Origin of the sequence: Leucobacter sp. BZR 635, from assembly GCF_048061935.2 — a bacterium.
In the GTDB taxonomy this organism is placed as follows: Bacteria; Actinomycetota; Actinomycetes; order Actinomycetales; family Microbacteriaceae; genus Leucobacter.
In genome coordinates this window covers 20,027-30,290 of the sequence record NZ_JBLUNZ020000013.1, presented here as the reverse complement: position 1 = coordinate 30,290, position 10,264 = coordinate 20,027, and the positions used below count along the sequence as shown (strand labels likewise).

Here is a 10,264-nt window from a genome sequence, read left to right as displayed (position 1 = left end):
GAAGCTGCGTTGCGAGCCATTAGCTCGGCAGCATCGAGACGGGTCTGGCAGGTTGCCAACGGGAACGCGATGCCCTGGTTTTGGCCGATGGGTCTATCAAACACGACGCGCTGTTTTGCGTACTCGACGGCTACCTCAAGAGCTGCGCGGCCAATACCAAGGGCTTCGTGTGCCAAAAGAATTCGCTCTGGGTTGAGACCGTCGAGGAGATAGGTAAAGCCGCTTCCCTCATCGCCGATACGAGCGCTGTCTGGCACGAAGTAGTCATCGATTGAGACTTCGTAGCTGGCCACTGCATTCCGGCCAAGTTTTGGTATAGGCGTAAGGCTCATGTGTTCCCTGTCGATATCGACAAGGAAGAGAGTCATGCCCTCCGTTGGCCGAGCCACGTCCTCCCGTTTGGTGGTTCGGGTAATGAGGACGAGCTTTTGGGATTCAGCTGCTTTGGTGGTCCACACCTTTCGACCAGTGATTCGATATCCTCCGCTGACTCTCCTTGCAAAGGTCGAAATGCGAGTGGTGTCGGTTCCAGCGTCTGGTTCCGTGACACCGAACGCGACGTGTAGGTCCCCACGAGCGGCGGCAGGCAGGACTTCCTGCCTGAGTTCCGCAGAACCGTGCTTCACGATCGTGTTCAGTCCAAAGATCGTGAGGTGCATGGAGGATGCGCCGTTCATGCCGGCACCTGAACTCGCCACTTCTTCGAGTAAGAGAGCAGCCTCCATGATGCCCTTGCCCCCGCCCCCGTATTCCTCGGGAATTGCTAATCCAAGCCAGCCACCCTCGGCAAAAGCTTGGTAGAAAGCCCAAGGAAACTCCTTCGCCTCGTCCTGCTGCAGCCAGTAGTTGGGGCTGAAGCTCCGAGCAAGCGAGCGGGCCCCTTCACGGATCGCGAGCAAATCTTCCGAGAGTGCAAAGTCCATGTCTCCACGCCACCTAACGTCAGTTGGTCAACGGAATCGTAAGAATTCGTATCTACGAATGTATCTTGTGCAACAGGTCTTGGGAAGTGCGCATTTTCTGAATCTGAAAGAAGCTCATTGGTCGCACAGGGCTAAAGAATATCTAAAACTCGCCGTTGAAATTACGTGCAAGCGATGCGAGGATTGCGGAAGTTTTCGATCCAAAAATTCACATGTATGAATCCCATGTTTTATTTAAGACATCTCAAAGGAGAGAGTGATGGGTGCATCGGGAGTGCTTCGTTCCACAACGGAACGTCGAGTCGGGGTTGCCGTGATTGTCGGTTCTGCCCTCGAATGGTTTGACTTCTATCTCTACGCAGCGACCGCAGTCTTGGTGTTCAACAAGGTGTTCTTCCCAGACAGCAACAAAGACCTTGCACTGCTCGCTGCGTTCGCGACGTTTGCTGTTGGTTATTTTGCGCGCCCAATAGGGGGAGTGCTGTTTGGAATCTTGGCCGACAAGATCGGTCGCAAACGGGTGCTTTCGATTACGTTCCTCCTTATGGGGATTTCCACTGGGCTCATCGGCCTCGTGCCCTCTTATGGATCGATAGGTGTTGCCGCACCAATTCTGCTGGTGCTTCTGCGGATTGCTCAGGGCCTTGGCGCGGGAGCTGAGTTCGGGAGTGCAATCGCGGTTGCGTATGAGCACGCGGCCAAAGGGCAAAGGGGCAGGCTCGGTGCCTGGCCAGCGCTCGGCGTAAACATTGGACTCTTCGCGTCTTCGCTAGTCGTGTTTTTGTTGCAAACTCTCCTGAGCGAAGAATCCCTGCTGAGTTGGGGATGGCGGCTGCCGTTCGTTGCCAGCTTCGTCCTTGTGTTCTTGGGGGCTTGGGTTCGGGCCCGAATGCCTGAAACTCCAGAGTTCGAAAAGGACAAGGCGAACCGGGCTGCCGCCGGGGGCCGGAAGCGGGATCGCAGCTCTCTTGTGGAACTTTTGCGTTTCAGCTGGCGAGGCGTGCTTGTCGTGGGCGTGGTGACACTCGGCTATAACTCTGTGAGCTACGTTTTCAAAACCTTCTCCCTCGCGTATCTCGTCGAATTCCGTGGGCTTGACGGCTCAGTTGGAACACTGGCTGTCACGTTGGCCGCGGCGTGCGCAATAGGCGTCGCGCCGCTCGCTGGAAGGCTGGCTGATCGCTTTAGCCCGCGGGTCATCTTGGGGATCGGCGGACTCGCAACGGGGGCAATGGCGTTCCCGTTTTTCGCGCTCTTGGATACCAACGAAACGGTGCTCATCTGGGTTGCGCTGATTTCGACAACAGGGATTGCGGTTCCCCTCATGCTTGCCGCTTCGGGGGCGTACTTTGCGCAGCAGTTCCCAACTCGTGTGCGCGCATCCGGATTGGGGCTTGGCAGGGAAGTATGCGGGGCGTTTGCCGGAGGACTTGCGCCGATGATTGCGCTCGCGATCGTGCTCGGCTCTCCGACCAACTCACCGTTCGGGGTCTCGATCATGTTCCTGGTTGGTGCCGCGTTGATCTTGGTCGGCGTGATGTTCGACCAGCGAAAGCGCGCAAAGCGCAGAGAGGGGCAGCTATCGGAGCCGCTAGCAGCTGAAATCGCACCTGCCGTGCATCCCGCTGACTGAACGCATGTCGGAGGCTATTATGAAGAGCGACACAGCTCCTCAGCGGAGCGATGACGAGAACGAAACAAACGTGGACGGAGGCGAGATGGCCGATGCGAAACCGCACCGGACAGTCTCCCGTGTGACCGACGTCCTCGAGATGGTTGCTTCGGCGGGCTCGGACGGGCTCAGGCTGATGGACATCGCGGACCAGCTTGCCGCTCCCAGGTCCTCGACCCATGGGCTGGTGAAGGGGCTTGAAGCCCAGGGGTACTTGACAGAGCGAAATAGTCGCTACACGCTCGGCAATGCCATCGGATCCCTCCTGTCGCCCCGGGCAGGGGCTGAAACGGAAGCGACTCGGGACGCGATGCTCGCGCTTCAGGCGCAGTTCAACGAAACGGTCATGCTTGGCGTGCGCGTCGGTGACAACGTCGTCTATCTCCATTCGCTTGAGTCGCTCCAGCTGGTCCGCTATTCCGCTCCACTCCGAGTCCGACGTCCGCTTTACCCAACAAGTTCCGGACGGTGTTTCCTCGCGTTCGCGACGGATGGCGATCGTGACCGTTACCTTCAAGCCAATGTTGAGGCTGCGCAGGTGCCGGCGCTCTTGGACGAGCTCGCTGAGATCAGGGAAAGCTATGTAGCAGTGAACCAGGGGGACACCGTTGCCGACGTCTATGGTGTGTCTGCGCCTATCTTCGACGCTTCGGGCATTGCCAGGACACTTTCCGTGGCCGGTCCCAAGCACCGCTTAATCGATCAGATCCCCGAACTCCGTGCGGCGCTCAGCAACGCCGCTCTCGCGGTTCAATCCGCCGGACACGGGGCCAGGTAGGGCCCGCATGTCCAGGCGAACGAACGTGCCACCGGCGCTAGATCTCACCGAAAGCGTCAGCGAGTAACTGCGCTGCGCGATCCCGATCCACTCCGAGCTCGGCGAACGCTGCTGCAGCGTCGCGCGCGATCTCGCGTGCCCGCGTAGCGATCGGGTCGTCGCCGTCGCTCACAAAGGTGCCCGCTCGGCCCCGCCCCTCGACGACCCCCGCTGCCTCAAGCGAGCGGTACGCGGACGCAACCGTGTTCGTGGCGATGCCCAAGCTGTCGGCGAGCGCCCGCACTGTCGGCAGGCGGCTGCCGGGGGTGAGGGACCCCGCGGCGACTCCCGCGACCACCGCCAGGTGCAGCTGCCGGAATGGCGGCGTGGACGACTCGGCATCGATGGTCGGCTTGAACGCGCTCATGCCCCTAGCCTAGGCGGGTGAATACGGTCTGGCAGGCATGACGCAATAGAATTGCTCCCATGCGACTCGGAGTCATCGACGTAGGTTCGAATACCGTTCATCTCCTCGTGGTTGACGCGCACCCGGGCGCCAGCCCGAATCCGTATCATTCGCAGCGCTCGACGCTGCGGCTCATGCGCTACCTCGACGACGATGGGGCAATCACCGACGAGGGTGTCTCGCGCATCATCGGCGCGATTAGCGAAGCGGTGCAGACGGTGCAGGAGATCGGCGTTGACGATCTGCTCGCGACGGCGACCTCCGCGATTCGCGAGGCGGCGAACGGCGAGGAGGTGCTCGCGAAGATCGAGCGCGAAACCGGGCTGAAGCTCGACGTGCTGTCCGGGGAGGACGAGGCGCGGATCACGATGCTCGCGGTCCGCCGTTGGCTCGGCTGGTCTGCGGGCGAGATTCTGCTATTCGATATCGGCGGGGGATCGTTCGAGATCGCCCAGGGCGCTGACGAGTACCCTGACGTGCAGGTGTCGCTGCCGCTGGGCGCGGGTCGTTCGACGATTCTGTATCTGCCGGAGGATCCTCCGAGCGCCGAGGGGATCTCACTGCTGCGAGCCCATGCGCGCGAGGAATTCACGAAGGCGCGCAACGAATTCTTCAAGGGCCGGCCGAAGCCGAAGCGCGTGGTCGGCACGTCGAAGACGATTCGCTCGCTTGCGCGCCTCATTGGCGGGCCGCCGGACCCTGCGACGGGGGATCTCGCCGAGCTGCACTACGCCGGCCTCCGCGAGTGGGAGCCGACGCTGCGTGACATGCCGGGTTCGGTGCGAGAGTATCTGCCGGGGATCACGCCCGAGCGTGGCTACCAGATCATGGCTGGCGCGGTCGTGCTGCGCACCGCGATGAAGGTGTTCGACGTGTCGACGCTGACGATTTCGCCGTGGGCGCTGCGCGAGGGGATCGTGTTGCGCTACATCGACGCGCTTGACGGGCGCGGTACCGACCCGGTGACCGAAGACGACTAGGCAACGCTTTACAGCCTCATTTGAGATTTCTAGGGGCAAAACCACAAGCGTCTTGCCAGTTTCATATCGGAATCGCAACCATTCCCTCTTGCGAAGTGTGCGAAAGCTGATCGTGCTGTAGGAATAAACTGTGTGTATAGGACCGCCCGCGGCTGGCGCGGGCGACGAACCAGGGGGAACACTGTGACCATCTCCACTACTAAGCGTGTGCTTGGCATCACTGCTGCGGCCGGCCTCGTGCTCGGTCTCGCTGCATGTGGCCAGGCGCCCGAGTCCAACGGCGGCTCCGATGTCGAGGCTGTAAAGGGCTTCAAGCCCTGCATGGTGTCTGACGAGGGCGGTTTCGACGACAAGTCGTTCAACCAGCTCGGCTTCGAGGGCCTCACCAAGGCTGCCGAGGAGCTTGACGTCGAGCTCCAAAAGACCGAGTCGAAGAGCGCCAGTGACTACGTCGCGAACCTCGACGGCCTTGTCGGCGAGGGCTGCACGTTCATCGTCTCGGTGGGCTTCATGCTCTCCGAGCCGACCGTGAACGCTGCGAAGGCAAACCCCGACGTGCAGTTCGCGATCATCGACGACTGGGCTGACGGCGACTTCGACGGCAAGACCGACGCCCCGAACATCAAGCCGCTCGTGTTCGACACGGCTCAGGCGGCGTTCCTCGGCGGCTACGCTGCTGCTGCGGTCTCCGAGACCGGCACCATCGGTACCTTCGGTGGCGGCAAGATTCCGCCCGTTACGATCTTCATGGACGGCTTCCAGCTCGGCGCTGAGTACTTCAACGCTGAGAATGACGCCGACGTCAAGGTGCTCGGCTGGGACGTTGCGAAGCAGGACGGCCAGTTCACCAACGAGTTCAAGGCGAACGACACCGCGAAGCAGATGGCGCAGGGCCTCCTCGATCAGGGCGCAGACGTGCTGCTTCCCGTCGGCGGACCGATCTACCAGTCGGCTGGCGAAGCGATCCGCGACTCGGGCGGCACCGCGAAGCTCATGGGCGTCGACGCGAACGTGTTCAACACCGACCCGAAGGTACAGGACATCCTGTTCACCTCGATCATGAAGAGCATGGACGTTGCTGTGTACGACGCAGCGATGGAAGCAGCCAAGGGCGAGTTCAGCGCAGACCCGTTCATCGGCGTGCTCGAGAACAAGGGCGTAAGCCTCTCGGGCTTCAACAGCTTCGAAGACAAGGTCCCCGCTGACCTGCAGTCGACGCTCGACAAGATCTCGGCAGACATTATTGCCGGCAAGATCAAGGTCGAGTCGCCTTCCTCACCGTAAGGTAACTCGCGCGGGCCGGTGACTCGGAGCATCCGAGTCACCGGCCCGAGCTGTTTTTTGGTGCGGCCTCTTCCGGAGGCGCAGCACACCCTATTCAGTCCCACAGAACTTAGATAGATTTAACGGCATGACGCTCGAACTGCGCGGGATCACGAAGCGATTCGGATCATTCACCGCGAACGACCGCATCTCACTCGAGGTGCGACCCGGTGAAATTCACGCCCTGTTGGGTGAGAATGGCGCGGGCAAATCTACCCTTATGAACGTGCTCTACGGGCTGTATCAGCCCGACGAGGGCGAGATCGTTGTCGACGGTGAGGTCATGCGTTTCCGCGGCCCCGGCGACGCAATGGCGGCGGGCATCGGCATGGTGCATCAGCACTTCATGCTCGTTCCCGTGTTCTCGGTCGCCGAGAACGTCATGCTCGGCCACGAGGACACGAAGTTCGCCGGGGCCCTCGACCTCGCGAGCGCCCGGGCGCATGTGCGTCAGGTCGCCGACCGGTTTGGCTTCGAGGTTGACCCTGACGCAATCGTCGGGGATCTGCCCGTCGGCGTGCAGCAGCGGGTTGAGATCATCAAAGCGCTCTCGCGCGACGCAAAGGTGCTCGTGTTTGACGAGCCGACCGCCGTGCTCACCCCGCAAGAGACCGATGAACTCATGGACATCATGCGCCAGCTCCGCGCTGACGGCACCGCGATCGTGTTCATCACGCACAAGCTCCGCGAGGTGCGCGAGGTCGCCGACCGCATCACTGTGATCCGCCTCGGCAAGATCGTCGCTGCGGCCTCACCGGAGTCCTCAACGAACGAGCTCGCCTCGCTCATGGTTGGCCGTGCGGTCGAGCTCACCGTGCAGAAGGCCGCGCCCAAGCTCGGCGAGGGCGGCCTGAAGCTCACCGATCTCATGATCGCCGACAGCACCGGCCACGTCGTTGTGGATCGCGTGAACCTTGAGGTGCGACCCGGCGAGGTCGTCGCGATCGCGGGAGTACAGGGCAACGGCCAGACCGAGCTCGCGGAATCCCTGATGGGCCTGCAACAGGTCACCTCGGGCAGCATCACCCTGAACGGTGAGTCCCTCATCGGCAAGCCAGTGAAGCAGATCATCGACGCCGGCGTTGGCTTCGTTCCCGAGGATCGCATCGAAGACGGCCTCGTCGGTTCGTTCTCGGTCGCCGAGAACCTCATTCTCAACCGGACCAGCGACGCCGAATTCGTGGCAGCAGGCACGGTCCGCCGTGCCGCGCTCACGGAATTCGCCGAGTCGAAGATCGCCGAGTACGACATCCGCACCCAGGGGCCGCATGCCCCGGTCGGGAGCCTCTCTGGCGGTAACCAGCAGAAGGTTGTCATCGCGCGCGAGCTGAGCCGTGACCTCAGCCTGCTCGTCGCGTCGCAGCCGACGCGCGGCGTCGACGTCGGCTCGATCGAGTTCATCCACAATCGCATCATCGAGGCACGCGATTCGGGAGTTCCCGTCGTGCTCGTGTCCACCGAGCTTGACGAAGTGTCGGCCCTCGCCGACCGTATCGCCGTGATGTACAAGGGCACGATCATCGGCATCGTGCCCGGCGACGCACCGCGCGAAACACTGGGCCTCATGATGGCCGGCGAAACCCCAGAAGGAGATGCGGCGTGAGTGCACCGACCGTAGCAACGAACGGGCAGCCCGCGGGCGCGCAGCCCGAGACCCGCGAGAAACCGCCGCAGAACCGCTTCATCGCCGAACTCCTGTCGAGCTCGGTGACGACGACGGTGCTCGCGATCGTGCTGTCGCTGCTCATCGGCGGCCTCCTCATCGCGTTCACCACCCCAGACGTGCTCGAGGCGCTCGGGTACTTCTTCCAGCGGCCCGGCGACACCTTCGTCGCGATCTGGGAGGCCATGGCGGGCGGCTACGCGGCCCTGTTCCGCGGCTCAATCTTCAACTTCGAGGCCCCGAGCTTCTTGCGCGCGATCAAGCCGCTCTCTGACACCCTGAACTTTGCGACACCGCTCATCATGGCCGGTCTCGGAGTCGGCCTCGCGTTCCGCGTCGGCCTCTTCAACATCGGTGGCCGCGGTCAGATGCTCATGGGATCCGCCGCCGCCGGCTTCGTGATGTTCGGCCTCGACCTGCCGTTTATCGTGCACCTGCCGCTCGTTGTCATCGCTGGCATCCTCGGCGGCGCGCTCTGGGGCGGTCTCGTCGGCTTCTTGAAGGCTCGCACCGGCGCCCACGAAGTGATCCTCACGATCATGCTGAACTTCATCGCGTTCTACTTCATCGCGTGGTTGCTGTCGACGCCCGGCCTCTTGATGCGTGCGGGAGGCAACCAGCCGATCTCGCCGGTGACCCCGGAGAGCGCGAAGTTCCCGCTGCTGTTCGGCGCACCGCTCACCACCCACTGGGGGTTCATCGTCGCGCTGCTCGCGGCCGCGTTCGTCTGGTGGCTCATGGAGCGCTCGTCGCTCGGCTTTCGCATGCGCGCCGTCGGCGAGAACCCGCACGCGGCCCGCGCGAGCGGAATCAAGGTTGAGCGCATCATCTTCTACGCGATGGCGATCGCCGGTGGTCTTGCGGGCCTCGCGGGCGCGAACCAGATCGCGGGAACCGTGACCACCGGCTTCGGCAGCCACGTCGACGCCGGGATCGGCTTCGACGCGATCACCGTCGCACTGCTCGGGCGTTCGCGCGCCTGGGGGATCGTGGCCGCAGGCATCCTGTTCGGTGCGCTGAAGGCGGGCAGCTTCACGATGCAGATCGCCGAAGACATCCCCGTCGACATCGTGCTCGTCGTGCAGGCGCTCATCGTGCTCTTCATCGCGGCCCCGCCGCTCGTGCGCACGGTGTTCGGCCTCGGCCGCTTCGACCGCGTGCACGCACTCCAGCAGAAGGGGGCCTCGGCATGAGCGCCGTCGAGCAACACACCGCCACACGCGTCGTCCTCGACAACGCGGGCCTCGTTCGTAGCCGGAGCCTGAAGGCTCCCATCTCGTTCGCCGTGGTGGCACTCATCGGCCTCGTGCTCGCGTTTATCGCGGGCCGGTCGGGCGAGAGCACCTTCCGGCTGGGCGACCGTACCCAGTCGATTCAGCTGTCAGACGTCGCGCTGCCGACCGCGGGCACGGTGATCGCGTGCGCCCTCATCCTGACGGCGATGGCCGCGCTCTCCTTCGTGTTCGCGATGCGCTATCAGAAGACCCCGCTGTGGTTCACCGTGGTGTTCGCGCTCGTCGGGATCTTCCTCTTCCTCACCTGGTCCGCAGCCGGCGGCACCGTGCCCGTGACTGGCCTGCTCTTCGGGGCTCTCTCGCTGTCGGTGCCGCTCATCTTCGGTGCCCTCGGCGGCGTCATCGGTGAGCGCGCGGGCGTCGTCAACGTCGCGATCGAGGCGCAGTTTCTACTCGCCGCGTTCACGAGTGCCCTCATCGCCTCGATCACCGGATCGTACGTTGCCGGCCTCATCGGCGCGATCGTTGCGGGCGCGCTCGTCGCCGCGATCCTCGCGGTCTTCTCGATCACCTACGCGGTCACGCAGGTCATCGTCGGCGTCGTGCTCAACGTGCTCATCACGGGCCTCACGAGCTTCCTGCACGGCGCGATCATGCAGCCCAACGCCGCGACGCTGAACTCGCCCCCGCGCTTCCCGCGCTGGGCGATTCCTGGGCTCAGCGAGATCCCCGTGCTCGGGCCAGTCTTCTTCAACCAAACACTCATCGTGTACCTCGCGTACATCGCTGTGCCGCTCATCACGTGGGCGCTGTACCGCTCCCGCTGGGGCTTGCGGCTCCGCGCCGTCGGCGAACACCCGCAGGCTGCTGACACCGTCGGCATCAAGGTGAACCCCACCCGCTTCTGGAACCTGCTGCTCGCGGGCGGCATCGCCGGCATCGGCGGTGCCTACTTCACCCTCGGTTCGGTCGGTGCATTCGACAAGGAAATGGCAGGCGGGCTCGGCTTCATCGCCCTCGCGGCCGTGATCTTCGGCGGCTGGGATCCACTGCGGGCAACCCTCGCAGCGCTATTGTTCGGCTTCACCAAGAACCTCGAGACGCTGCTGAACAACCTCGGCTCGCCGATCCCGTCGGAGTTTATGTCGATGCTGCCGTACGTCGTGACGATCCTCGCGGTCGTCGGCTTCTCCGGCAAGTCGCGCGCGCCCGCCGCGAGCGGCACGCCCTACGTGAAGGGATAGC

The 10,264-nt window shown here is 63.2% G+C and carries 9 protein-coding genes; 7 read left to right on the top strand and 2 right to left on the bottom strand.

Annotated elements, in window-relative coordinates:
• Positions 1-923: acyl-CoA dehydrogenase family protein (locus ACI1US_RS02225; RefSeq protein ID WP_461637829.1), on the bottom strand; the 923-nt coding region annotated here is incomplete at its 3' end.
• 259 nt (positions 924-1,182) lie between these two features.
• Here ACI1US_RS02225 and ACI1US_RS02220 point away from each other — a divergent pair.
• Together ACI1US_RS02220 and ACI1US_RS02215 are read left to right on the top strand one after the other, a co-directional pair.
• A complete protein-coding gene (locus tag ACI1US_RS02220) occupies positions 1,183-2,556 on the top strand; it encodes an MFS transporter (protein ID WP_461637827.1) in 1,374 nt (457 codons plus the stop codon).
• 19 nt (positions 2,557-2,575) lie between these two features.
• Complete coding sequence (locus ACI1US_RS02215) at positions 2,576-3,373, top strand: IclR family transcriptional regulator (RefSeq protein WP_461637825.1); 798 nt, start codon at positions 2,576-2,578, stop codon at positions 3,371-3,373.
• A 37-nt stretch (positions 3,374-3,410) separates the two neighbouring features.
• On the opposite strand, the gene ACI1US_RS02210 is transcribed toward ACI1US_RS02215, so the two are convergent.
• Entirely contained in the window at positions 3,411-3,779 is a 369-nt protein-coding gene (locus ACI1US_RS02210; RefSeq protein WP_461637823.1) for a GntR family transcriptional regulator, read from the bottom strand.
• Between the two features lie 59 nt (positions 3,780-3,838).
• Here ACI1US_RS02210 and ACI1US_RS02205 point away from each other — a divergent pair, with 59 nt between their 5' ends.
• The 5 genes from ACI1US_RS02205 to ACI1US_RS02185 all read left to right on the top strand — a co-directional run bounded on the left by ACI1US_RS02205 (position 3,839) and on the right by ACI1US_RS02185 (position 10,263).
• Positions 3,839-4,798: a Ppx/GppA phosphatase family protein gene (locus tag ACI1US_RS02205; RefSeq protein ID WP_461637821.1), complete on the top strand. Its 960-nt coding sequence runs from the start codon at positions 3,839-3,841 to the stop codon at positions 4,796-4,798.
• 183 nt (positions 4,799-4,981) lie between these two features.
• The gene (locus ACI1US_RS02200; RefSeq protein WP_416549436.1) at positions 4,982-6,082 is read left to right on the top strand and encodes a BMP family lipoprotein; all 1,101 of its coding nucleotides are present in this window, start codon (positions 4,982-4,984) and stop codon (positions 6,080-6,082) included.
• A gap of 127 nt (positions 6,083-6,209) precedes the next feature.
• Positions 6,210-7,724 (top strand): ABC transporter ATP-binding protein, encoded by a 1,515-nt coding sequence (locus ACI1US_RS02195; protein WP_416549437.1) that lies wholly within the window; start codon positions 6,210-6,212, stop codon positions 7,722-7,724.
• A complete protein-coding gene (locus ACI1US_RS02190) occupies positions 7,721-8,977 on the top strand; it encodes an ABC transporter permease (RefSeq protein ID WP_416549438.1) in 1,257 nt (418 codons plus the stop codon). Before ACI1US_RS02195 ends, ACI1US_RS02190 begins: the two co-directional genes overlap by 4 nt.
• Entirely contained in the window at positions 8,974-10,263 is a 1,290-nt protein-coding gene (locus ACI1US_RS02185) for an ABC transporter permease (protein ID WP_416549439.1), read from the top strand. The genes ACI1US_RS02190 and ACI1US_RS02185 overlap by 4 nt, the downstream gene beginning before the upstream one ends.
• Position 10,264 lies beyond the last annotated feature (1 nt).